Origin of the sequence: Streptomyces goshikiensis (assembly GCF_014650555.1) — a bacterium.
GTDB classification, from domain to species: Bacteria; Actinomycetota; Actinomycetes; order Streptomycetales; family Streptomycetaceae; genus Streptomyces; species Streptomyces goshikiensis.
This window is the reverse complement of the sequence record NZ_BMVE01000001.1, coordinates 880,663-904,833: the sequence shown is the minus strand read 5'-3', so window position 1 is coordinate 904,833 and position 24,171 is coordinate 880,663. Positions and strand designations below refer to the sequence as shown.

Sequence of the window (24,171 nt, the reverse complement as noted above, 5' to 3'; positions counted from 1 at the left end):
GGTCCCGCCCCCTAGACTCGGAATGCGATGAGCAGCCTCTTTGACGACAGTTTCCTGGCGGACCTCACCCCCTCCGACGAGGTCCCGCCGCCGCCCGAGGAGCACGCCGCCCCGGAACCGGGCGCGGACGATCTCTTCGGGGGCCGGTTCGACGTACCCCCGAGCAGGGACGAGTACTACCGGGACGGCGCCCCCCGGCCCGTCATCGACCCGGCGGCGCTCCTGGAGGGCCTGAACACCGAGCAGGCCGCGGCCGTGGTGCACGCCGGATCCCCGCTGCTCATCGTGGCCGGCGCCGGCTCCGGCAAGACCCGCGTGCTGACCCACCGCATCGGCCACCTGCTGGCCGCGCGCGGCGTCCACCCGGGCCAGATCCTGGCGATCACGTTCACCAACAAGGCCGCCGGTGAGATGAGGGAGCGCGTCGAAGGCCTCGTCGGCCCGCGCGCGAACGCCATGTGGGTCTCGACCTTCCACAGCGCGTGCGTGCGCATCCTGCGCCGCGAGTCCAAGCGGCTCGGCTTCACCTCGTCGTTCTCGATCTACGACGCGGCCGACTCGAAGCGCCTGATGGCGCTCGTCTGCCGTGACATGGACCTGGATCCGAAGAAGTTCCCGCCCAAGGCCTTCAACGCCAAGATCTCGAACCTGAAGAACGAGCTGATCGACGACGAGGCCTTCGCGGCCCAGGCCGTCGACGGTTTCGAGAAGACGCTCGCCCAGGCGTACGCGCTCTACCAGGGGCGGCTGCGCGAGGCCAACGCGCTCGACTTCGACGACATCATCATGACGACGGTGCACCTGCTCCAGGCCTTCCCGGATGTCGCCGAGCACTACCGGCGCCGCTTCCGGCACGTCCTGGTCGACGAGTACCAGGACACCAACCACGCCCAGTACACCCTCGTGCGCGAGCTGGTCGGCACCGGCTACCCCGACCTGCCGCCCGCCGAGCTGTGCGTGGTGGGTGACGCCGACCAGTCCATCTACGCCTTCCGCGGCGCGACCATCCGCAACATCCTCCAGTTCGAGGAGGACTACAAGGACGCGACGACGATCCTGCTGGAGCAGAACTACCGCTCCACGCAGACGATCCTCTCCGCTGCCAACGCGGTCATCGAGCGCAACGAGAACCGCCGCGCCAAGAACCTGTGGACCGAGGCCGGCAGCGGCGCGGTCATCACCGGCTACGTCGCGGACACCGAGCACGACGAGGCGCAGTTCGTCGCCGACGAGATCGACCGCCTCACCGACGCCGACGACGCCAAGGCCGGCGATGTCGCGATCTTCTACCGGACCAACGCGCAGTCGCGCGTGTTCGAGGAGATCTTCATCCGGGTCGGGCTGCCCTACAAGGTCGTCGGCGGCGTCCGCTTCTACGAGCGCAAGGAGGTCCGGGACGTCCTCGCGTACCTGCGCGTCCTCGCGAACCCGGAGGACAACGTCCCGCTGCGCCGGATCCTGAACGTGCCCAAGCGCGGCATCGGCGAGCGCGCGGAAGCGATGATCGACGCGCTCGCGATGCGCGAGAAGATCACCTTCCCGCAGGCGCTGCGGCGGGTCGACGAGGCCTTCGGCATGGCGGCTCGCTCGACGAACGCCGTGAAGCGGTTCAACGTGCTGATGGAGGAGCTCCGGACGATCGTCGACTCCGGGGCCGGTCCGGCGGTGGTGCTGGAAGCGGTGCTGGAGCGTACGGGCTACCTCGCCGAGCTCCAGGCCTCCACCGACCCGCAGGACGAGACGCGGATCGAGAACCTCCAGGAACTGGCGGCGGTGGCCCTGGAGTTCGAGCAGGCGCGGGCGACCGCGGCCGCCGAGGCCGCCGAGAACGGCGCCCCGCCGGTGGGCCCGGGCACCCTCTCCGAGTTCCTGGAGCAGGTCGCCCTGGTGGCCGACTCCGACCAGATCCCGGACGAGGACACCGAGGGCACGGGCGTCATCACCCTCATGACCCTCCACACCGCCAAGGGCCTGGAGTTCCCGGTGGTCTTCCTCACCGGCATGGAGGACGGGGTCTTCCCGCACATGCGGTCGCTGGGGCAGACCAAGGAACTGGAGGAGGAGCGCCGCCTGGCGTACGTGGGCATCACGCGCGCCCGGGAGCGGCTGTACCTGACCCGGTCCTCGATGCGCAGCGCGTGGGGGACCCCCTCGTACAACCCGCCCTCGCGGTTCCTTGAGGAGATCCCGGCCGAGTACCTCCAGTGGAAGCGGACCGGCGCGACGCAGAAGCCGGCGGGCCCGATGCGCGGTTCGGGTTACGGGGCGGGGTCCGGCTCGGGTTCGGGCTTCGGCTCGGGCTCCGGGAAGACTTCGTTCGGGACCTCGCCCGAGGCGTTCCTGTCCTCGTCGCGCGGGAAGTCGGGCCCCTCGGGGTTCGCGACGCGGCGCGCGGCCGACAAGCCGGTGATCTCGCTCGTCGTCGGAGACCGGGTCACCCACGACCAGTTCGGGCTGGGCACCGTGATGGAGGTCAAGGGAGCCGGCGCGGACGCGCAGGCCACCATCGACTTCGGGGACGACAAGCCGAAGCGGCTGCTGCTGCGCTACGCGCCGGTGCAGAAGCTGTAGGTGCGGGGGCCGGGCCCCGGGCGGGGCCCCGGGCGGGGGCATGTGCCCGCGCCCGCGCCCGCGTCGGTCAGTTCGGGTCCAGGTCGTGGCTGCGCAGCCACGGCAGGGGGTCGATCGCCGCGCCGCCGCCGGGCCGTACCTCGAAGTGGAGGTGCGGGCCGGTGGAGTTGCCCGAGTTGCCGGAGTACGCGATGACGTCACCGGCCTTGACCTTGCCGGACCGGATCTTGGTGCTGCTCAGGTGGCAGTACCAGGTCTCGGTGCCGTCGGGGGAGGTCACTATGGCCATGTTCCCGTAGGCGCTGTTCCACTGGGTGCGCACGGTGCCGTCGGTGGCGGCCATGACCGGGGTTCCGTAGCCGACCGGGAAGTCGATGCCGGTGTGCACCGACATCCACATGCCGCCGGCCTGTCCGAAGGTGGCGCTCAGGCCGTGCTGGGCGACGGGGATCGCGAACTTGGGGCGGGCCGCTTCCTTGGCCGCCGCCTCCTCCGCCTTCCGCTTCTTCTCGTCTTCCTGGCGCTGGTGGAGGTCGATGCGCTCCTGCGTGCGGCTCGCGCGGTCCGCGAAGTCGCCCGCGTCGGCGCTGAGCGCCGCCAGCTGGGTGTCGAGCTTGCTGTTCGCGGCGACCGGCTTGACCGAGGCCGGGTCGGGCGCGGCGAGGGTGGTGACCTCTTCGCCGGTCTTGCCGCCGGTGTCGGTGAGCCCGCCGACGGACGCGGCGGCGACTCCGGCGACGCCCATGACGCAGACGGAGGGCACGGCGACGGTCAGCAGGGCGGAACGCTTCGCCGGGGTGCGGCGGCGGCTGTTCGCGCTCTTGGCGGCGCCGGCGCGGCGCGCGGCGCGCGACTCGGTGCTCGGCGCGGGCGCGGGGCCGGTGGTGACCGGCATGGCCTGGGTGGGCAGATCGTGCACGGCGGCGGGATCGAACTCGAAGTCGGTGTCGAAGTCGAACTCGGGCTCGGGCTCGAACTCGTTCTTGAGCCCGGTCTCGGCCTCGATCTCGGTCTCGGGTTCCGGGACGAACTCGGGTTCCGGGACGAACTCGGCCTCGGGCGCGGCGTACTCGTACGGCGCCTGCTGGTACTCCTGGTACTCCCCGTAGGAGTAGGCGGCGGCCTCGGGCTGCGGCTGCTGCGGGGCCTCTTCCTGGACGACGGTGTTCCAGGTGGTGGCGTCGTAGGCGCCGGTCTCGGCGGCGGTGGTGCCGTAGCCCGGCATCGCCCAGTGCCCGGTCTGCTCGCCGGAGGTGTCGTAGCCGAAACCGGCCGACGGGTACTGCGCGTTGGCCTCGTTCGCCACGGTCCAGGCGCTCGTGTCCGTCTCCCAGCCACCGCCGGGAGGTACCCCCAGCCCGGTGCCGTCGGCGGTGACGCCCTGGCTCGGGATGGTGGAGAGGTACGCGTCCTGCTGCGGGTAACTGTCCTGCGTGGTCCAGGCGGTGGTGTCGTACGCGCCGGTCTCGTAGGAGTTGTACGCGTAGTTGTACCCCTGGCCCTGCGTTTCATAGGAAACGTAGCCGGTGTCACCAGCGAAAGTGGTGGTGGAAAGGCCGTCATACCCCAGATCGGGGTACTGGCCCGACGATGGGCGGTCGTTCACCAACTTCTCTTTCGCCTCGGCGGTGGGGGGCCTGGGTGGCCGGGGAATGGGAGGTTCCCCGGAGGAGAGCAGTGGCGTGACTGTACCCGCCGGTTACGTGCGACGACAATCTTCGGCGGGGTCCCTCCTCGTGAGAACCGGGCATTCGGCCGCCTTTCGGTCGCCGAAACACTGAGCCTTGGCCTTGAGTTCGAAATCCGTTCGACTTTTTTTGGGTTCTGTGGGCCGGGTCAGGCGGACTCGGACGACCAGCCGCCGACCTGCGGAACCGACAGTTCACCGAGCTCTCCGGGGCGTCCGTCGAGGGCCCGGCGGATCGCCGCGATCACCGCGGGGTGCGCGGGAAGGGCGAGGTGCCCGATACCGGTGACCTGCACGTTCTCGGTGTGCAGATCCGGATGTTCGATGCGCGCCGTCCCGGTGGGCGCCATGATCGCGTCGAATTCGCTCCAGAACGCGACGCACCGGGTCCGGCACCCGGGCGCGGGCGCGCGGAGCTCGGCCATCACCTCCGAGTCCGGGCGCATCTGCCGGACCAGCGGGTGGGCGTCCATGAAGGGGGCGACGCGGGTCCCGGAGTGCGGGGTGCCGAGCGTGACGAGCGTGCGGACGCGCGCGTCCCCGCCGAGCCGCTGGACGTAGTAACGCCCGACCAGCCCGCCCAGGCTGTGGCCGACCAGGTCCACCCGGTCCTGCCCGGTGCGCTCGCACAGCTCCTCGACGCGGCGGGCGAGGAGCCGGGCCGTGACGCGCAGGTCGCGCGTCAGGAGGGAGTAGTTGTACGACTCCACCCGGCGCCGGCCGTCCGCGCCGAGCGCCCGGCGCAGCAGGACGAAGACGGAGCGGTTGTCGGTGAACCCGTGCAGCAGCAGCACCGGCGGCCGGGGCCCGGCCGGGCCGGCGGGCGGGCGCTCGTTCAGTACGCCGGTGGGATAGAGGAGCATGTGCCCGGCGAGTACGAGCGCCTCCAGTACGGCGGCCCGCAGGGCGGCCCCCGAGGGCGGCCCGGCCGGCGGAACGGACAACGGCGTGATCGACAGACCCATCGACGGCCTCCCCTGAGCCTCTTGAGCCTCTTGGGTACGCGCCGGTCGACCGCCCGCTGCCGTGTTCACCGCAGATGTGAATGTGGCCCCGCCCCCGTGCCGTGCGGCTGGCGGCGCGGTGGCGGGGCGACCCGGTTGCGGCTCGGTGCGGCTCCCCTGGTGAATCAGTCGCGGTGAATCAATGGCGTCCCACGTGTGATTTCCCCCTCGTGGTTGACCGCGAAACGGTGGCGTGCGCGATGCTGTACTTAACGTTCGTTCACTCGGGAGGCAGTGCGATGGGTGTGACCGGTCCGATCCGTGTGGTGGTGGCCAAGCCGGGTCTCGACGGCCACGACCGCGGTGCCAAGGTCATCGCGCGTGCCCTGCGGGACGCGGGCATGGAGGTCATCTACACCGGCCTCCACCAGACGCCCGAACAGATCGTCGACACCGCGATCCAGGAAGACGCCGACGCGATCGGCCTCTCGATCCTCTCGGGCGCGCACAACACGCTGTTCGTGCGGGTGCTGGAACTCCTGAAGGAGCGCGACGCGGAGGACATCAAGGTCTTCGGCGGCGGCATCATCCCGGAGGACGACATCGCCCCCCTCAAGGCGAAGGGCGTCGCCGAGATCTTCACCCCGGGCGCGACGACGACCTCCATCGTCGACTGGGTCAACACCCACGTCCGCCAGTAGCCCCAGCGGCACCGTTTGCCGGGTCCGGCCCCGACCCCCCGCGCCTCAATCACCGGCGAGGCTGATTCCAGCCCCGCCGGCCTTCGACGCGCCGCCGGGAAGGCTGAAACCCCAGCCTCGCCAGCGTTCGACGCGCCGCCCGGCGCAGCGGGGAAGGCTGAAAACCCAGCCTCGCAGGCCTTCGACGTGCCGCCCGGCGCAGCGGGGGAGGACGAAAATTCCAGCCTCGCCGGCGATTGAGGCGCCGTCCGGCGGCGCCGGGGAACGGTGGAAGGGCGGGGCGGGGAGAAGAACTTCGCGCAGCGCGCTCCGGACACGCGTCAGGCCGACGGCCTCCGAACGCAGGTCAGGACGCTGTGTCAGGCCGACGGGCTCCGGACGCGGGCTCGGACCCAGAGTCAGGCTGGCGGGCTCTGGACACAGGTCAGGACGCAGGGTCAGGCCGGCGGGCTCTGAACGCAGGTCAGGACGCAGGGTCAGGCCGACGGGCTCCGGACGCGGGTCCGGACGCGGGGTCGGGCTGGCGGGCTTCGGGCGCGGGCCTGGACGCGGGGTCAGGCACCGGCGGGGTCCGGGCGCGGGTCAGGGCGGCGGGGTCAGTTCCGTGAGCATGGTCGCGCGTAGCCGGAGCGTGGCCGACAGCCGCTGGAACGCCTCGGCCCAGTACGCCCCGGCTCCCGCATCGGCATCGGCGTCGGCGTCCGCGTCGGCCTCCGCCAGCGCACCCGCCACCGCAGGGTCCAGGCAGCGCTCCGCCAGGCCCATCACCCCGCTGAAGCTCCACGGGTAGCTCCCCGCATCCCGCGCCGCGTCGAGCGCGTCGACGACGGCCCGGCCCAGCACCCCCTCCCACGGCACTCCGCACACCCCGAGCAGCTGGAACGCCTCCGACAGCCCGTGCGCCCGCACGAACTCCGCGACCCACGCGGCCCGTTCCCCCTCGGGCAGGACCGACAGCAGCTTCGCCCGCTCCGCTATCGACGCCGTCCCCGGTCCCGCCGCCGGCGGCGCCGCGGCCGAGCCGAGCAGGGCCTTCGACCATTCTGGGTCGCGCTGGCGGACCGCCGCCCGGCACCACGCCGCATGGAGTTCCTCCGCCCAGCCCTCCGCCGTCGGCCGCGCCAGTATCTCCGCGGGGTCGAGCCCCCCGAACCGCTCCCGCCAGCGGGACAGCGGGGCCGCCTCCACCAGCTGGCCCAGCCACCACGCCCGCTCCCCGCGCCCGGCGGGCGGCCGCTTCACCACCCCGTCCCGCAGCATCCCCGCATCGCACTCCGCCGGCGGGACCACCCCCTCCGGGCCCACGCAGGCCAGCGCCCGCTCCGCCATCCGCCCCGCCAGGGCCGACCCCGGCAGCGCGGACAGCAGCTCGGCCGCCGTCGCCCGGACATTGCGGCTGCGGTCACCCAGCGCCGCCTCCAGGAACGGCTCGTCCCCCTCCGACAAGCCGACCCGCAGCGAATCGAGGAACATCAGCCGGTCCTCGGCCCGTTCGGTGGCCCAGGTCGTCGCCAGCAGCCGCGTCGCCCCCGCCGGCTCCTGCGCCCGTACGGCACCCAGGAGGGCCACCCGCTCCGCGAACAGGCCCTCCTGCCACAGCCGCTCCACCCCCGCCGCGTCCGTGAGCTCCGGCAAGGCGCCGGCGCCGCCCGGCCCGCCGCGCAGCGCGAACCGCCAGTCGGGGTTCAGCCGGGCCAGCCACAGCCCCCGCGCCCCGGCCAGGGCCAGCGCCTGCGGGCGCAGGTCAGTCCGCGCCCGGGCCGCCTCCAGCAGCGCCGGGACCAGCGCCGCCGGTGCCCGGTAGCCGTGGCGCCCGGCGGCGGCCAGCCACTGCGGGAGCAGCTCCGTCAGATCCGGGGCGCCGCCCCGCCGGCCGCCCCCGCCGGCCGCGGCGGAGCGGCCCGCCAGCAGCTGCGCGAGCCGCCGCCGGGCCGCCTCCGGTGGTACCGGGCGCGGATCCCGGGGCGCGGGCTCGGGCCGCGGACCCGCCTCGGCGGGCCGCAGCCCGGCCCGCCGTCGCACGGTCTGCACGGCCGCCGCGTCCAGCAGCGCCTCCGGGCTGCCCTGCCGCCGCTCGGTGCCCAGCAGCGCGGCACCGACCAGCTCCTCCCAATCCCCGCCCAGCGTCTCCATCGGACCCCTCCCTCTTTCTTTCCGTGTCGCCCGCTCCGGTCCCGCCCCCTCCGCGGGACCGGAGCGGCTCTCGCCCCCGTGTCGACCAGCGTTCAGCTGGCGTGGCTGTCGTTCATGCATGCCCCCCGGCTTGCTCGTGTTGTTCACGCGAGACGCCCCCGCGCCCCGCGCTTACCGCGTGTGCTCACGCCGGACGCCCCCGCGTCCCGCGCTTCCTGCGTGTCGCCGCGCCCGCCCCCCGGCCGGTCAGACCAGGGCCACGGGCTCCGCCGTCTCCGGCTGCCAGGCCGTCAGCGGAGTGAAGCCGCGATGGCCGCACTCGCCGAAGACCGTGACGGGACCGCCGCCCGACAGGGCGGCCAGCTGCCACAGACCGGATCTCGAACGGGCCCCGGTGAGGGCCACCGGCAGGGCGGACGTCCCCTCCGCGTCCGCCAGTTGCCAGCCCAGCTCGCCCGGTACGGGGACCACCGGCCCCAGGACCACCGGCCAGGAATCCAGCCAGGGGTCCTCGCGCAGCGCCGCCCCGTACGCCTCCAGGGCGGCCTCCGTGCTCACCCCCGCAGGAGCCCGCGCGCACGGCGTCGCCGCCGCGAAGCGCTCCCCGAGATCCGCCCGGAGCCCCGCCGACCCGGGCCGGAAGCGAGCCTCCGCCTCCAGCACCAGCCCCACCGGCAGGGCCAGCCCGGGCGGCCGCCCGGGCGGCCCGAAGTCGAGCACCAGGGCCGGGCGCCCGCTCCCCAGCCCGCGCAGCCATATCCGGCGGGTGGTGAGCCGGCCGTCCGCGGACACCGAGTCGTACTGGGACAGGACCAGCCAGTGGTCCCGTACCGCCTCCCCCTCCCCGGAGGCACCCGGTATCCCGACCCGGCTGCGGACGGTCGCGGCCAGCGGTTCCGGCAGCGCCGACACCCCCAGCCAGGCCCGGTCCAGCAGGTGCAGCAGCGCGGCCTCCTCCAGCATCCGGGCGGGCCAGCCGGGGCCGCAACTGGGTATCGTCCCCAACTCCCGCACCCGCGCGGCCAGTCCGGGCGCCTGGGCGTCGACCATCCGGGCGGCCGTCTCCTCCCAGCCCGCGTAACCCGTCTGCTCCTGGCCGGCGAGGCCGCCGCGCAGCAGATCCGCGAGCCGCTGTTCCAGCTCGGTGACGCCCGCGCCGACCCGGGCCGCCCGCCGCTCGGTCCGGCGCCGGGCGGCCTCCTCGTCCACCGGCTTGGCCGCTCCGGCGGCCGGGCGCGCGGCCTTCGCCGCCCGCTCGGCGAGCCATTGCGAGGCCCAGTCCGGCGCCTCGGCGGGCTCTCCCAGACCCTCCGCCGCCCAGAGCAACAGCAGCCCCAGCGCGTGCTTGCACGGGAACTTCCGGCTCGGGCAGGAGCACTTGTACGCAGGGCCCGTCAGATCCACGACCGTCCGGTACGGCGTGCTGCCGCTGCCCTTGCACCACCCCCACACAGATCCGGAAGCGGAACCTCCGGTCTGCGACCACGGGCCCGCCCCGCCGAGCCTGCCTCCCGCCTTGCGTGACGCATCGTCAGGAGCCAGAGCCAGTACCTGTTCCGCCGTCCAGCGGTCCCCCTGCTCAGTCATGTGTTCCACCGTAGAGACCCCCACTGACAATCGCTCTGACCTGCAACAACGCCTTGAACGGCGGGCGTTGTCAGTGGCGTGGTGCACCGTGGTCACAGCAGTCGGGAGCGGCTGCCGAGCATTGGAGGGGGACCATGACCATGCCCGAGAACGGCACGGGCGCCGAGGCGCTGCGACCGCACGCCGAAGACGCCTTCGCACACGAACTGAAAGCCCTGGCGGCAGCCGACGACCGGCCCCGCCCGACCCGCTGGAAGCTCTCCCCGTGGGCCGTCGCCACCTACCTGCTCGGCGGCACCCTCGATGACGGCACGGTCATCACGCCCAAGTACGTCGGACCGCGCCGCATCGTCGAGGTCGCCGTCACCACCCTCGCCACCGACCGCGCCCTGCTCCTGCTCGGCGTCCCCGGCACCGCCAAGACCTGGGTGTCCGAACACCTCGCCGCGGCCGTCAGCGGAGACTCGACCCTCCTCGTCCAAGGCACCGCCGGCACCCCCGAGGAAGCCATCCGCTACGGCTGGAACTACGCCCGGCTCCTCGCCCACGGCCCCAGCCGCGAAGCCCTCGTGCCCAGCCCCGTCATGCGTGCCATGGCCGACGGCATGACCGCCCGCGTCGAGGAGCTCACCCGCATCCCCGCCGACGTCCAGGACACCCTGATCACCGTCCTGTCGGAGAAGACCCTGCCGATACCGGAGCTCGGCCAGGAGGTGCAGGCCGTCCGCGGCTTCAACCTCATCGCCACCGCCAACGACCGCGACCGCGGGGTCAACGAGCTCTCCAGCGCCCTGCGCCGCCGCTTCAACACCGTCGTGCTGCCCCTGCCCGCCACCGCCGACGCCGAGGTCGACATCGTCGCCCGCCGCGTCGACCAGATGGGCCGCGCCCTCGACCTGCCGGCCGCGCCCGAGGGCCTGGAGGAGATCCGCCGCGTCGTCACCGTCTTCCGCGAGCTGCGCGACGGGGTCACGGGCGACGGCCGCACCAAGGTCAAGTCACCCAGCGGAACCCTGTCCACCGCCGAGGCGATCTCCGTCGTCACCAACGGGCTCGCCCTGGCCGCCCACTTCGGGGACGGCGTCCTGCGCCCCTCCGACGTGGCCGCGGGGATCCTCGGCGCCGTCGTCCGCGACCCGGCCGCCGACACGGTGGTCTGGCAGGAGTACCTGGAGGCCGTCGTCCGCGAGCGGGACGGCTGGAAGGACTTCTACCGGGCCTGCCGGGAGGTGACGGCATGAGCGGATCCGCCGCGCGGGGGCCGCTGCTCCTGGGCGTACGGCACCACGGACCGGGCTCGGCCCGCGCCGTGCGGGCCGCGCTCGAAGCGGCCCGGCCCTCGGCCGTGCTGATCGAGGGCCCGCCCGAGGGGGACGCGCTGCTGGCCCTGGCCGCCGACCCCGGGATGCGGCCGCCCGTCGCCCTCCTCGCCCACGCCGCCGACGACCCCGGCCGGGCCGCGTTCTGGCCGCTGGCCGGGTTCTCCCCGGAGTGGGCCGCGATCCGGTGGGCCCAGGACCGGGACGTACCGGTCCGGTTCATCGACCTCCCGGCCGCGCACACGCTGGCCGCGGAGCCGGACGCCGAAGCGCCCGGATCCGTACGGCTGGACCCCCTCGCGGTGCTCGCCGAGACCGCCGGGTACGACGACCCAGAGCGCTGGTGGGAGGACGTCGTCGAACACCGGGGCACCGGCGCCGCCGACCCGCTGGCCGCCTTCGAGGCGCTCGGCGAGGCCATGGGCGCCCTGCGCGAGGAGTTCGGGGACGGCGGGCACGCCCGCGACCTGGTCCGCGAGGCGTACATGCGGCAGCGGATGCGGGCGGCCCGCCGGGAGTTCGGCGAGGACCACGCCGTGGTGTGCGGCGCGTGGCACGTCCCGGCGCTGCGGGCCAAGACCACCGCCGCCGCGGACAAGGCGCTGCTCAGCGGCCTTCCCAAGGTCAAGGTGGAGACCACCTGGGTGCCGTGGACGCACCGCCGCCTGGCCCGCGCCGGCGGGTACGGGGCGGGCATCGCCTCGCCCGGCTGGTACGCGCACCTCTTCGAGGCGCGGGACCGGCCGGTCGAGCGCTGGCTGACCAAGGTCGCCGGGCTGCTGCGGGAGGAGGACCGGCAGGTCTCCTCCGCCCACGTCATCGAGGCGGTCCGGCTGGCCCAGACGCTGGCCGCCGTCCGGGGGCGGCCGCTGCCGGGGCTCACCGAGACCCTGGAGGCGGTCCGGGCGGTGATGTGCGACGGCTCGGAGGTGCCGCTCGCGCTGATCGAGGACCGGCTGGTCGTCGGGGACGTGCTCGGCGAAGTCCCCGACGCGGCGCCCGTCGTACCGCTCCAGCGGGACCTCACCCGCCGGCAGCGCTCGCTGCGGCTCAAGGCGGAGGCGCGGGAGCGGGAGCTGGAGCTGGACCTGCGCAAGGAGACCGACGCGGCCAGGTCGGTGCTGCTGCACCGGCTGCGGCTGCTCGGCATCGAGTGGGGCACCCCGACGGCGTCCCGGGGGAGCACGGGGACGTTCCGGGAGACCTGGCGGCTGCGCTGGGAGCCGGAGCTGTCGGTACGGGTCGCCGAGGCCGGCATCTGGGGCACCACCGTCCTCGCGGCCGCCACGGCCAAGGCCGAGGCGGACGCCGGGGCGGCGGCGGAGCTCGCCGAGGTGACCGCGCTGGCCGAGCGCTGCCTGGAGGCCGGGCTCGGCGAGGCCCTGCCGGCGGTGCTGCGAGCCCTCGCCGACCGGGCCGCCCTGGACACCGATGTGGCGCGGCTGGCCAAGGCGCTGCCCGCGCTGGCCCGCTCGCTGCGCTACGGGGACGTCCGCGGCACCGACGCGTCGGCGCTGGCCACCGTCGCGGCCGGGCTCGCCGAGCGGATCTGCGTGGCGCTGCCGGCCGCCTGCGCGGCGGGGCTCGACGCCGACGCGGCGGCGGAACTGCGCGGGCACGTGGACGGGGTGCACGGGGCGGTCGGGCTGCTGGACCGGGAGGACCTGCGGGAACGCTGGTCGGCGGTGCTGCGGACACTGGCCGCGCGGGACACCGTGCCCGGGCTGATACGGGGGCGGGCGGCCCGCCTCCTGCTCGACGAGGGCCGGCTGCCGCAGGAGGAGACGGCGCGGCTGATGGGGCTCGCCCTGTCACCGGCGTCCGCCCCGGCCGACGCGGCGGGCTGGATCGAGGGCTTCGCGGGCGGCGGCGGCACCCTGCTGGTCCACGACGACCGGCTGCTGGGCCTGATCGACGCGTGGCTCGTCTCGGTGCCGGAGGGGGCGTTCATCGACGTCCTGCCGCTGCTCCGCAGAACGTTCGGGGCGTACGAACCCGGCGTCCGGCGGACCCTGGGCGAACTGCTCCGCCGGGGCCCCGGCCGGGTGTTGACGGTCCCCGGCGCCGGCGCGGCCCCGCCGGGCTTCGCCCCCGCCCTGGACCCCACCCGCGCCGACGCGGTCCTCCCGCTGCTCCACCTCCTCCTCACGGCCGCACCGCCGTGAGGGGCCGGACGGTGCGTGGGGCCTCGGGGGCCTCGGGGGCTGGGTGGGCTCGGCAAACGGTGAGTGGGCACGGCGAGAGAAGGGGGACGGGGAGATGACGGGAACGGGAGACACGGCGGTGGCGGTGGCGGGGGCCGACGGGGAGCGGCTGCGGCGGTGGCGGATGGTGCTCGGCGGGGGAGAGGCCGACGGCACCGGCTGCGCCCTCGCCGGGCTGGACGCCGCGATGGACGGCGCCCTCGGCGCGCTGTACGGCGGCGGCGGGAGCGGCGGCGCGCCCCGCGGCGAGCGCTCCGCGGGCCTCGGCGGGTCCGCGCCGAACGTGGCGCGCTGGCTCGGGGACATCCGTACGTACTTCCCCAGCTCCGTGGTCCAGGTCATGCAGCGCGACGCGATCGCCCGCCTCGGCCTGTCCACGCTGCTCATGGAGCCGGAGATGCTGGAGGCCGTCGAGCCGGACGTCCACCTGGTCGGCACCCTGCTCTCGCTGAACAAGGCCATGCCCGAGACGACCCGGGAGACGGCCCGCGCCGTCGTCCGCAAGGTCGTCGAACAGCTGGAGAAGCGCCTCGCGACCCGCACCCGGGCCACCCTCACCGGCGCGCTCGACCGCTCCGCCCGGGTCAGCCGCCCCCGGCACGCCGACATCGACTGGAACCGCACCATCCGGGCGAACCTGAAGAACTACCTGCCCGAGTACCGCACAGTCGTCCCCGAGCGCCTCATCGGCTACGGCCGCGCCGCCCAGTCGGTGAAGAAGGAGGTCATCCTCTGCATCGACCAGTCCGGCTCGATGGCGGCCTCCGTCGTCTACGCCTCCGTCTTCGGCGCGGTGCTCGCCTCGATGCGGTCGATCGCGACCCGCCTGGTCGTCTTCGACACCGCCGTCGTGGACCTGACCGACCAGCTCGACGACCCCGTCGACGTCCTCTTCGGCACCCAGCTCGGCGGCGGCACCGACATCAACCGGGCGCTCGCCTACTGCCAGTCCAAGATCACCCGGCCCGCGGACACCGTCGTCGTCCTCATCAGCGACCTCTACGAAGGCGGCATACGCGACGAGATGCTGAAGCGCGTGGCCGCGATGAAGCGGTCGGGGGTGGAGTTCGTGACCCTGCTCGCGCTGTCCGACGAGGGTGCGCCCGCCTACGACCGCGAACACGCCGCCGCCCTCGCCGCACTGGGCGCCCCGGCCTTCGCCTGCACCCCCGACCTGTTCCCGGAGGTGATGGCCGCGGCCCTGGAGAAGCGGCCCCTGCCCGACCCCCGCCCGGCGTCGTAAATCGGCAGATCGCACGAAGACGCAGGTGGGCCGTGAGGCGATCTGTGACAGGTATCACCGCTCAGGTGTGATCTCCGATTTAGGGACCCACGTCCCACGGGGATAACCTGCGAGACGGACATGCCGCGTCCACGGTCACCGTGTGCGCCTTCCTTGTGACAGCGCCGTCACGTTGCCCTCCGCGGCACGCCCACGCAGATAGCAGACAACCGCGAATCACTGCGAATCTTTGAAGACAAGGGACGGACGCGCGTGGACCTGTTCGAGTACCAGGCGAGGGACCTCTTCGCCAAGCACGGTGTACCGGTGCTGGCCGGTGAAGTCATCGACACGCCTGAGGCGGCGCGCGAAGCCACTGAGCGACTGGGCGGCAAGTCGGTCGTCAAGGCGCAGGTGAAGGTCGGCGGCCGCGGCAAGGCCGGCGGCGTCAAGCTCGCCGCCACCCCGGACGAGGCCGTCGCGCGTGCGACGGACATCCTGGGCATGGACATCAAGGGCCACACGGTCCACAAGGTGATGATCGCCGAGACCGCTCCGGAGATCCTTGAGGAGTACTACGTCTCGTACCTCCTCGACCGGACCAACCGGACCTTCCTGGCCATGGCCTCGGTCGCGGGCGGCATGGACATCGAGCAGGTCGCGGAGGAGACTCCCGAGAAGCTCGCCAAGGTCCCGGTCAACGCCAACGAGGGCGTCACCATCGAGAAGGCCCGCGAGATCGTCGCGCTGGCGAAGTTCCCGGCCGAGGTCGCCGAGCAGGTCGCCGAGGTCCTCGTGACCCTGTGGGCCACCTTCATCGCCGAGGACGCGCTCCTCGTCGAGGTGAACCCGCTCGCGAAGGTCGCCTCCGGCGACGTCATCGCGCTCGACGGCAAGGTCTCGCTCGACGAGAACGCCGAGTTCCGCCAGCCGGGCCACGAGGAGTTCGTGGACCACGCTGCCGCGAACCCGCTGGAGGCCGCCGCCAAGGCGAAGAACCTCAACTACGTCAAGCTCGACGGTGAGGTCGGCATCATCGGCAACGGCGCGGGTCTCGTCATGAGCACCCTCGACGTCGTCGCGTACGCCGGTGAGAACCACGGCGGCGTCAAGCCCGCCAACTTCCTCGACATCGGCGGTGGCGCCTCCGCCGCCGTCATGGCGAACGGCCTCGAGATCATCCTCGGCGACCCGGACGTCAAGTCCGTGTTCGTCAACGTCTTCGGTGGCATCACCGCTTGTGACGAGGTCGCCAACGGCATCGTCCAGGCGCTCCAGCTGCTCGCGGACAAGGGCGAGGCGGTCACCAAGCCGCTGGTCGTCCGCCTCGACGGCAACAACGCCGAGCTGGGTCGCAAGATCCTGTCGGACGCCAACCACCCGCTGGTCCAGCGCGTGGACACCATGGACGGCGCGGCCGATAAGGCCGCCGAGCTCGCGGCTGCGAAGTAAGGGCAGAGGTCACAGACTCACATGGCTATCTTCCTCAACAAGGACAGCAAGGTCATCGTCCAGGGCATGACCGGTGCCACGGGCATGAAGCACACCAAGCTGATGCTGGCTGACGGCACCAACATCGTCGGCGGCGTGAACCCGCGCAAGGCCGGCACCACCGTCGACTTCGACGGCACCGAGGTACCGGTCTTCGGCTCGGTCGCCGAGGCGATGAAGGAGACCGGGGCCAACGTCTCCGTCCTCTTCGTCCCGCCGGCGTTCGCCAAGGCCGCCGTCGTCGAGGCCATCGACGCCGAGATCCCGCTGGCCGTCGTCATCACCGAGGGCATCGCGGTGCACGACTCCGCCGCCTTCTGGGCGTACGCGACCGCCAAGGGCAACAAGACCCGGATCATCGGCCCGAACTGCCCGGGTCTGATCACCCCCGGCCAGTCCAACGCCGGCATCATCCCGGGCGACATCACCAAGCCCGGCAAGATCGGTCTCGTGTCCAAGTCGGGCACGCTGACCTACCAGATGATGTACGAGCTCCGTGACATCGGCTTCACCTCCGCCGTCGGCATCGGTGGCGACCCGGTCATCGGCACCACGCACATCGACGCCCTGGAGGCCTTCGAGGCCGACCCGGACACCGAGCTGATCGTCATGATCGGCGAGATCGGCGGCGACGCCGAGGAGCGTGCGGCGGACTTCATCGCGAAGAACGTCACCAAGCCGGTCGTCGGCTACGTCGCGGGCTTCACCGCCCCCGAGGGCAAGACCATGGGCCACGCCGGCGCCATCGTCTCCGGCTCCTCCGGCACCGCGCAGGCCAAGAAGGAGGCCCTTGAGGCCGCCGGCGTCAAGGTCGGCAAGACGCCGACCGAGACCGCCAAGCTCGCGCGCGAGATCCTGAACGCCGCGAAGTAAGCAGTACGCAGTTCGTACGGGCGTGGCCCGCACCCCAGCTGGGGTGCGGGCCACGCCCGTACGCGTACCCGTCGGGCGGTCGCCCGCGTCACTCGGCCTTCGGCGCGAGGCGGGCGGGCCCGGCCTCCGGGTCGTTGCGCAGCTTGTCGTGGAGCTCCTTGCTCCGCTGGGTCAGATGCTGGGGTCCGCTGAGCGGGGGGACCCCGGAGACGCTCGCGCCCGGGGCCAGCGGGGGGATGTAGTGGGTGGGCGCGGTCGAGAGGGTGTACGAGGTCGCGACGGCGATCATCGCGGTCAGGCCGAGTACGGCGCGGCCCCAGAGCCGGGTGCGGTGTTCGCCGGAGCCGCGTACGGCCACGGCCGGGCGCGGCTCCAGCGGTACGGAGGGCCGTAGCGCGCCGAGGCGGTGGCGCAGCACCGCGGACTGCTTCTCGGGCGGTACGGCGGCCAGCTCGGGGATCCGGGCGGCGAGCTCGGCGTGCGCGCGCAGGAGGCGGTTGCCGGCGGTCGGTGTGGTGGCCTCGGTCTCGGCGGCGGTGTCGGGGAGGTCGAGCCCGATGCCGTCGTAGAGGAGCACGGTGCGGCGGTGCATCGGGGACAGCTGGAGCATCGCGTCCAGCAGGATCCGGTCGGCGGGATCGGCCGGCGGCTTGTCGGGGTGCCGGTGGGCGCGGCGGAACTGGTGCCAGGGGGAGAGGGCGTACTCGTACGCGGCCGAGCGCACCCAGCCGACCGGGTCGGGGTCGGCGATGAGCTCGGGCCAGCGGTTCCAGGCCAGGTGGAAGGCCCGCTCGACGGACTCCATGGCGAGGGCCCGGCGGCCGGTGAGGAGGTACGCCTGGCGCAGGAGGGCGGGGGCGGCGCGGTCGTAGAGGGCGTCGAACACGTCGGCCGGGGTCAGCGGCGCGGGGGGCTCCGCCGGGTCGCCGGAATCCGCCCCCGGAGCCTCCTGCGACCCCGGGGCGGCCGGGGCGGCCGGGGGCGGAGTGTCCAGCCCCCCGGCCGTCGCCGCACCCGCCGTGTCCTCGCCCGGGGCGGCCGGGGCCGCCGCGTCTGCGGGGTCCGCGATGCCCGGGTCCCAGAGGGCGGCCGGGGCGTCCGTGGACCCGGGGGCTGCCGGAGGCCCCGGGGCGACCTCGGGGGCGCCTGCGCCGGTGGCGGCCGAGCCGTTCGCGGCCGGGGCCGCCGGGGACCCTGCGGGGGCCAGGGCGCTCGGGTCCCACCGGGCGATCGGGGTGTCCGTGGACCCGGGCGCTCCTGGCGGCCCCGGCACGACCTCGGGGGCGGCGGCGGCCTGGGTGTCCAAGGGGTTCGGGGTCCCCAGCGCGGCCTCGGGGTCGTCTGCGCCTGTGGCGGCCGAGCCGTTCGAGGTGGCCGGGGCGTCGGGGGCTCCGGGCGGGGACATGCCGAGGATGGCCGGGGCGCCCATGGGGGCCCGAGGCGCCGACGCGTCCGGTGCGGTCTCGGGAGCGGACATGCCGGTGATGGCCGGGGCGACCGGGGTGGCCCGGGCCGGGTCCGCGGGGGCGGCTGAGGCCGACGGGGTCACCGGGGTGGTTTGGGTTCGCGGGGTCGCCTGGGGCGCCGGGCTGCCTTGAGGCGACGGGGTCGCACCGGCGGCACGGTCCGTGTGGGCGGCGTGAGCCGACGGGGTCGCCTCGGCGGCGTGGGCCGACTGGGCGGGTTGGGGCGACGGCGTCGCCTGGGCAGCGGGGGCGGCCTGGGGCGGCTGGGCAGGGTGGTGCGGCGCGGCCGGCTGGGGCGGCTGGGCCGTTTGGGGTGACGGGGGTGTGTTGGGGCGTGGAGGGGCCTGGGCCGAAGGGGTGGTGGCGGGGCCCGGGTGGGTGCTGCGGGAGGGGGGAGGGGCCGGGGTTCTGGAGGGGGCGGGGTCGTGGGGCGCGCGCCTGGCCGGGGACTTGGGGCGGGGGCGGGCGTGGCCGCCGGCCGGGTGGCCGTGGGCGGCGGCGCGTTCGGACAGGCCCGCCAGGAACGCGGCGTACGACTCGCGCTTGCGCCCGCGCGGTTCGGTGCGGCCCAACTCCCAGGAGCGGACGGCGGTTCCGGTGACCCCGACCGCCGCCGCCACCTGCTCGTACGTCAGGTGCGCCCCCTCGCGCAGCTTTCGACGCTCCCCGGGCGCGGGGAGGACGGGCTCAGGGTCCTGGCTCTCGCCGGAGGTCGTACCGACGTTTTGTGTCATGCCACGCTCCCCGCGAACCGGCGACCCTGGGCGATAAAGTACATAAACGTATATTGAGCGACACCACGGACATTCGCCTGTTACCCGTCCATAGCGCGTGTCGTTGGCACCATGGCGGAGTGACCCAAGTAATCGAACGCGGGACCCCGTTGCCGACGCCTCAAAGGGCCGGCGGGCGGCGCCGTTCACCGGCCGCCGCCGCGTGTGTGCTGGGCGGTGCGATGGCCGCCGGACTGGGGCTCGGCTTCCTCGCCGTGCTCGTGATCGTGCTGTGGATCAGCTCCCCCTACCCCGACAGCGGCCCCGGCGGCGCGCTGCACCTCGCCGCCGGGCTGTGGCTGCTCGCCCACGGCACGGACCTCGTCCGCTACGAGACCCTCTCCGGCGTACCGGCCCCCGTCGGGATGACCCCGCTGCTCCTGGTGGCGCTGCCCGTGCTGCTGATGCGGCGCGCGGCGCGCCTCGGCAGCGCCTGCGGGGACGGCAGCGACGGCGACGAGGTGCTCCCGGCCAGCGCCGTCTTCTCGGCGGTGACCTGCGGCTACCTGGCCGTCGGATCCCTGGCCACGGTGTACGCGGCCGGCGGTCCGATGCCCGCCGATCCGCTGAGCGCGGCCTGGCACGTCCCGCTGGTGGCGGTGCTCGCCGCGGCGGGCGGGGTGTGGGTGGCCAAGGGGCGTCCGCTCGGCCCGCTGCCGGAGTGGGTGCCGAAGGGCGTACGGAGGGCAGTGGCGCGCCCCCGTTACGCGCTGGCGCTGCGGTCCGGCGCGGCCGGGGCGCTGGTGCTCCTCGGCGGGGGCGTTCTGCTGGTCGGGGCCTCGCTGGCGTGGCACGGCGCGGAGGTCCAGGGCACGTTCCTGGCGCTGACGGGGGTGTGGTCGGGGCGGTTCGCGGTGCTGCTGCTCGCGCTGGCGCTGATCCCGAACGCGATGGTGTGGGGCGCGGCGTACGCGCTCGGGCCCGGGTTCGCGCTGGGTGCCGGGGCGACGGTGACGCCGCTCGGCTTCGAGGGCTCGGCGGCGCTGCCGTTGCCGCGGTTCCCGCTGCTGTCGGCGTTGCCGCCGCAGGGGCCGGGGTCGCCGGTGACCTGGGCGGTCGGCGTGATTCCGGTGGCGGCCGGGCTGGCGGTGGGGTGGCTCGCGGTACGGCGGGCGCGCGAAGTCTCGTACGGGGAGACCGCGCTGACGGCGGGTCTGGGTTCGATGGTGTGCGGGCTGTTGACGGCGGGGCTCGCGGGGGCGGCGTCGGGGCCGCTGGGGTCGCGGGAGCTGGCGCGGTTCGGGCCGGTGTGGTGGCAGGCGGGGGGCGCGGCGGCGGCGTGGACGCTGGCGGTCGCGGTGCCGTTGGCTGTCGCCGTGCACGCGTGGCGGAATCGGCCGGCGGCCGGTACGGGGCCGGGGGACGAGTGGCATGCGCCGGGGACGCGGGAACTCCGGTGGGAGACGTTGCGCCGGGCGGCGGGGGCGCCGCTGGTTCCGGACCGGGCGCCGGTGGCTGCGCCGGCGCCGGTGCCGCCGGTGCCGCCCGTGCGGCCGCAGCCTCAGCCGAATCCGGTGCCGGTTCCGGAGCCGGATCCCGAACCCGAGCCGGATCCGGTTCCGACGCCGATTCCGGACCCGGTCCCGGCCACGCCGGTGGCTCCGCCGGTGCTCCCGGTCTCGGGCGCCCGGGTCCTCTCCCGCCGCCGCCCGCCCCTCTGACTGGCCGCAGCCCCCGCAAGCTGCCCGCCCCTGCGGCGCCGTCGCCGGGGCCAGCCCCCGGACCCCCGGTCCTCAAACGCCGGACGGGCTGGGGTGGCCGGGTTTTCAGCCTCGCCGGCGTTTGAGGCGCGGGTCTGGGCGGAGCCCAGGGAACGGGCGAAGGGCGGGTAGGGGACAGCCCCGCAGGGCAGAGCCTGCGGGGCTGTCCCGCCGCGCGGGGACTTGCCGGGCGAGTCGTACGCCCCCCGTCCGGCCAGGGGGCTTGGCGGGCAAGCCCGCAGGCCCCTTCTCCGGCCGGGGCTTGGGGGCAAGCCGCAGTGCCCCCGTTCGGGCGGGGGCTCGGGGGCGAGTCGTATGGCCCTCCGGCCGGCCGGGGCAAGCCGTAGGGCTCCCGTCCGGGCGAGTCGTGGGGCCGTCCGGGCCGGTTAGCGGCGGGATTTGAGGACGGTGCCGATGGGGTTGTCGGGGAGGAGGGTGTTGCACTGGAGTTCCGCCGTCTTGGTGAGGGCGTCGTCACGGCAGACGTAGAAGTCCTTGTACGCCAGCTGCACGGCGTACGAGCTCGCCGCCAGCAGGATCGCCAGTGACGCCGTCACCAGCCCGCTGATCGCCGCCGTCCGCTGCGGACGGGCGGCCGGGCCGAGGGCCGCGAGGCCGGACGGCGGCGGCGGGGTGCCGTCCGTCGGGGCGGGGGCGGCCGGGCGGCCGCGCAGGGCGGTGATGCCCCAGTAGAGCGCGAGCGCGCCCAGCAGGAGCCCCATCGAGGGGATCCCGAAGATCCCGAAGAAGAAGCCCCACATGCCCGACAGCATCGCGTACCGCGCGCGCCGCTGGACCGGATCCGTCGGGTCCCAGCGCGCGGGGCCGCCGCCGCTGCCGCCGTCGGGGTCCACGCCCCGGCGGTCACGGTCGCCGTCGCGCCCGTCGCCGCCGCCGTCGCGGGGCTCCCACGGCTGGTCGGGCCGGCCTTCGGGGGGCGCCGCGAAGGGGTTGTCGTCGGTCGAGGGGTCGGGCTGACGGCGGTCCGGCATCGAGTGCGTTACTTCCCCTGTGTCGTGGACGCGGCATGCGGCGCGGGGCATCGCGCCGCACCGTTTGCGGCTTGTACGCCAGACGCTACCCCTCGGCCGTCCCCCCGTCCCTCGGGGGCCGTCCGGTGAGCCGGTATCGTTGCTGCCGGTCGGCGGCTTCGTATGGTTCCCCGTATATCGGTGCCCCGGAGTTTCGTACGATCACACTAAGCGAACAAGAAAGGGCCTCCCATGGCCGTCTCCCGCCTGGTCGTGCTGGTCTCCGGGTCCGGCACCAACCTCCAGGCCCTGCTCGACGCCATCGCTGCCCACCCCGGCGGCCCCGAGGGCTTCGGCGCGGAGGTCGTCGCCGTCGGCGCCGACCGCGAGGACATCGCCGGTCTGGAGCGCGCCGAGAAGGCCGGGATCCCCACTTTCGTGTGTCCGGTCAAGGGATACGCGACCCGCGAGGAGTGGGACGCGGCCCTGACGGCCGCGACCGCCGCCCACGAGCCGGACCTGGTGGTCTCCGCCGGGTTCATGAAGATCGTGGGCAAGGCCTTCATCGACCGCTTCGGCGGCCGCTTCATCAACACCCACCCCGCCCTGCTCCCCGCCTTCCCGGGGGCGCACGGCGTACGGGACGCGCTCGCCTACGGCGCGAAGGTCACCGGCTGCACCGTCCACTTCGTGGACGGCGGCGTGGACACCGGTCCGATCATCGCCCAGGGTGTGGTCGAGATCCGGGACGGGGAAGACGAAGCCGCTCTCCATGAGCGCATCAAGGAAGTCGAGCGCACCCTGCTCGTCGACGTCGTGGGGCGCCTGGCCCGGCACGGCTACCGCATTGAGGGACGAAAGGTAACAATCCAGTGACCGCCGTAGAGAGCGTTGCGAGCAACGACCCGACCACGACCCAGCGGCCGATCCGGCGTGCGCTCATCAGCGTCTACGACAAGACGGGACTGGAAGAGCTGGCCCTCGGCCTGCACGCGGCGGGCGTCGCGCTCGTCTCCACCGGCTCCACCGCCTCGAAGATCGCCGCCGCCGGAGTGCCCGTCACCAAGGTCGAGGAGCTCACCGGCTTCCCCGAGTGCCTGGACGGCCGGGTCAAGACCCTGCACCCGCGCGTGCACGCCGGCATCCTCGCCGACCTGCGCCTGGAGGACCACCGCAACCAGCTCGCCGAGCTGGGCGTGGAGCCCTTCGACCTGGTGGTCGTCAACCTGTACCCCTTCCTCGCGACCGTCCAGTCGGGCGCCACCCCCGACGAGTGCGTCGAGCAGATCGACATCGGCGGCCCCTCGATGGTCCGCGCGGCCGCCAAGAACCACCCCTCGGTCGCCGTCGTGACCAGCCCCGACCGCTACGCCGACGTGATCGCCGCGGCCCAGGGCGGCGGCTTCGACCTCACCGCCCGCAAGCGGCTCGCGGCCGAGGCCTTCCAGCACACCGCCGCCTACGACGTCGCCGTGGCCTCCTGGTTCACCAACGCGTACGCCCCGGAGCCCGAGGCCGTCCTGCCCGAGTTCCTGGCCGGCGCCTGGGAGCGCAAGTCCACCCTCCGCTACGGCGAGAACCCGCACCAGGCCGCCGCGCTCTACACGGACGGGCAGCCGGGCGGGCTCGCCAACGCCGAGCAGCTGCACGGCAAGGAGATGTCCTTCAACAACTACGTGGACACCGAGGCTGCGCGCCGTGCCGCCTACGACCACGAGGACCCCTGCGTCGCGATCATCAAGCACGCCAACCCCTGCGGCATCGCGATCGGCGCGGACGTCGCCGAGGCGCACCGCAAGGCGCACGCCTGCGACCCGCTGTCGGCGTTCGGCGGCGTCATCGCCGTCAACCGCCCGGTGACCGTCGAGCTCGCCGAGCAGGTCGCGGAGATCTTCACCGAGGTCATCGCCGCCCCGGCGTACGAGGACGGCGCGGTCGAGGTCCTGGCGAAGAAGAAGAACATCCGCGTGCTGAAGGTGGACGGCACCCCGCACCAGCCGGGCGACCTGAAGCCCGTCAGCGGCGGCGTGCTGCTCCAGCACTCCGACGTCTTCCAGGCGGAGGGCGACGACCCGGCGAACTGGACCCTCGCCACCGGCGAGGCCCTCTCCCCGGAGCAGCTCGCCGAGCTCGCCTTCGCGTGGAGGGCCTGCCGGGCCGTCAAGTCCAACGCGATCCTGCTCGCCAAGGGCGGCGCCTCTGTCGGCGTCGGCATGGGCCAGGTCAACCGCGTCGACTCGGCGAAGGTCGCCGTCGAGCGGGCCGGCGCCGAGCGCGCGCAGGGCTCGTACGCCGCGTCCGACGCCTTCTTCCCCTTCCCGGACGGGCTGGAGATCCTGACCGCCGCGGGCATCAAGGCCGTGGTCCAGCCGGGTGGTTCGGTCCGTGACGAGCAGGTCGTCGAGGCCGCGAAGGCGGCCGGCGTGACCATGTACTTCACGGGGACGCGGCACTTCTTCCACTGACCGCCCCGGGCCCCGGCCCACTGACGGGCCCCACTGACGGCGAAGGCCGCGCCCCGCACCGCTG

At 74.0% G+C, this 24,171-nt stretch carries 16 protein-coding genes; 10 read left to right on the top strand and 6 right to left on the bottom strand.

Going from position 1 to position 24,171, the window contains the following annotated elements:
- The first annotated feature begins 27 nt into the window (after positions 1 to 27).
- On the top strand, positions 28 to 2,571 hold the full coding sequence (gene pcrA, locus IE248_RS04120) for a DNA helicase PcrA (protein ID WP_008739557.1): 2,544 nt from the start codon (positions 28 to 30) through the stop codon (positions 2,569 to 2,571).
- Positions 2,572 to 2,638: 67 nt separating this feature from the next.
- On the opposite strand, the gene IE248_RS04115 is transcribed toward pcrA, so the two are convergent.
- Positions 2,639 to 4,177 (bottom strand): M23 family metallopeptidase, encoded by a 1,539-nt coding sequence (locus IE248_RS04115; RefSeq protein ID WP_229895112.1) that lies wholly within the window; start codon positions 4,175 to 4,177, stop codon positions 2,639 to 2,641.
- A gap of 230 nt (positions 4,178 to 4,407) precedes the next feature.
- A complete protein-coding gene (locus IE248_RS04110) occupies positions 4,408 to 5,223 on the bottom strand; it encodes an esterase/lipase family protein (RefSeq protein WP_229895111.1) in 816 nt (271 codons plus the stop codon).
- 278 nt (positions 5,224 to 5,501) lie between these two features.
- On the opposite strand from IE248_RS04110, the gene icmB reads away from it, so the two are divergent.
- Positions 5,502 to 5,903 (top strand): coenzyme B12-dependent isobutyryl CoA mutase small subunit, encoded by a 402-nt coding sequence (gene icmB / locus IE248_RS04105; protein ID WP_008739554.1) that lies wholly within the window; start codon positions 5,502 to 5,504, stop codon positions 5,901 to 5,903.
- A 582-nt stretch (positions 5,904 to 6,485) separates the two neighbouring features.
- Here icmB and IE248_RS04100 read toward each other — a convergent pair.
- Together IE248_RS04100 and IE248_RS04095 are read right to left on the bottom strand one after the other, a co-directional pair.
- Positions 6,486 to 8,036 (bottom strand): DUF5691 domain-containing protein, encoded by a 1,551-nt coding sequence (locus IE248_RS04100; RefSeq protein WP_229895110.1) that lies wholly within the window; start codon positions 8,034 to 8,036, stop codon positions 6,486 to 6,488.
- A gap of 246 nt (positions 8,037 to 8,282) precedes the next feature.
- Positions 8,283 to 9,623 carry an SWIM zinc finger family protein gene (locus tag IE248_RS04095; protein WP_190029961.1) on the bottom strand — a complete coding sequence of 447 codons (1,341 nt, stop codon included), beginning with the start codon at positions 9,621 to 9,623 and terminating at the stop codon, positions 8,283 to 8,285.
- A 134-nt stretch (positions 9,624 to 9,757) separates the two neighbouring features.
- Here IE248_RS04095 and IE248_RS04090 point away from each other — a divergent pair, with 134 nt between their 5' ends.
- From IE248_RS04090 to sucD, 5 genes are all read left to right on the top strand, one after another.
- Complete coding sequence (locus tag IE248_RS04090) at positions 9,758 to 10,864, top strand: ATP-binding protein (RefSeq protein WP_037798053.1); 1,107 nt, start codon at positions 9,758 to 9,760, stop codon at positions 10,862 to 10,864.
- Positions 10,861 to 13,107, top strand: a complete 2,247-nt coding sequence (locus tag IE248_RS04085; RefSeq protein ID WP_190029960.1) for a DUF5682 family protein — start codon at positions 10,861 to 10,863, stop codon at positions 13,105 to 13,107. Before IE248_RS04090 ends, IE248_RS04085 begins: the two co-directional genes overlap by 4 nt.
- Positions 13,108 to 13,201: 94 nt before the next feature.
- The gene (locus IE248_RS04080; RefSeq protein WP_190029959.1) at positions 13,202 to 14,389 is read left to right on the top strand and encodes a VWA domain-containing protein; all 1,188 of its coding nucleotides are present in this window, start codon (positions 13,202 to 13,204) and stop codon (positions 14,387 to 14,389) included.
- 252 nt (positions 14,390 to 14,641) lie between these two features.
- Positions 14,642 to 15,820 carry an ADP-forming succinate--CoA ligase subunit beta gene (gene sucC / locus IE248_RS04075; RefSeq protein ID WP_037798055.1) on the top strand — a complete coding sequence of 393 codons (1,179 nt, stop codon included), beginning with the start codon at positions 14,642 to 14,644 and terminating at the stop codon, positions 15,818 to 15,820.
- 21 nt (positions 15,821 to 15,841) lie between these two features.
- Complete coding sequence (gene sucD / locus IE248_RS04070) at positions 15,842 to 16,732, top strand: succinate--CoA ligase subunit alpha (protein WP_030154828.1); 891 nt, start codon at positions 15,842 to 15,844, stop codon at positions 16,730 to 16,732.
- Positions 16,733 to 16,820: 88 nt separating this feature from the next.
- Here sucD and IE248_RS04065 read toward each other — a convergent pair whose 3' ends face one another.
- Positions 16,821 to 18,932 carry a helix-turn-helix domain-containing protein gene (locus tag IE248_RS04065; protein WP_229895109.1) on the bottom strand — a complete coding sequence of 704 codons (2,112 nt, stop codon included), beginning with the start codon at positions 18,930 to 18,932 and terminating at the stop codon, positions 16,821 to 16,823.
- Positions 18,933 to 19,051: 119 nt separating this feature from the next.
- Between IE248_RS04065 and IE248_RS04055 the strand changes: the two genes are divergently transcribed.
- Positions 19,052 to 20,632 carry a cell division protein PerM gene (locus IE248_RS04055; protein WP_190029957.1) on the top strand — a complete coding sequence of 527 codons (1,581 nt, stop codon included), beginning with the start codon at positions 19,052 to 19,054 and terminating at the stop codon, positions 20,630 to 20,632.
- Positions 20,633 to 21,057: 425 nt separating this feature from the next.
- Here IE248_RS04055 and IE248_RS04050 read toward each other — a convergent pair whose 3' ends face one another.
- Positions 21,058 to 21,663 (bottom strand): hypothetical protein, encoded by a 606-nt coding sequence (locus IE248_RS04050; RefSeq protein ID WP_073794708.1) that lies wholly within the window; start codon positions 21,661 to 21,663, stop codon positions 21,058 to 21,060.
- Positions 21,664 to 21,894: 231 nt separating this feature from the next.
- Here IE248_RS04050 and purN point away from each other — a divergent pair, with 231 nt between their 5' ends.
- Positions 21,895 to 22,518: a phosphoribosylglycinamide formyltransferase gene (gene purN, locus IE248_RS04045; protein ID WP_037798059.1), complete on the top strand. Its 624-nt coding sequence runs from the start codon at positions 21,895 to 21,897 to the stop codon at positions 22,516 to 22,518.
- Positions 22,515 to 24,107 carry a bifunctional phosphoribosylaminoimidazolecarboxamide formyltransferase/IMP cyclohydrolase gene (gene purH, locus IE248_RS04040; protein WP_190029956.1) on the top strand — a complete coding sequence of 531 codons (1,593 nt, stop codon included), beginning with the start codon at positions 22,515 to 22,517 and terminating at the stop codon, positions 24,105 to 24,107. Before purN ends, purH begins: the two co-directional genes overlap by 4 nt.
- The last annotated feature ends 64 nt before the right edge of the window (positions 24,108 to 24,171 follow it).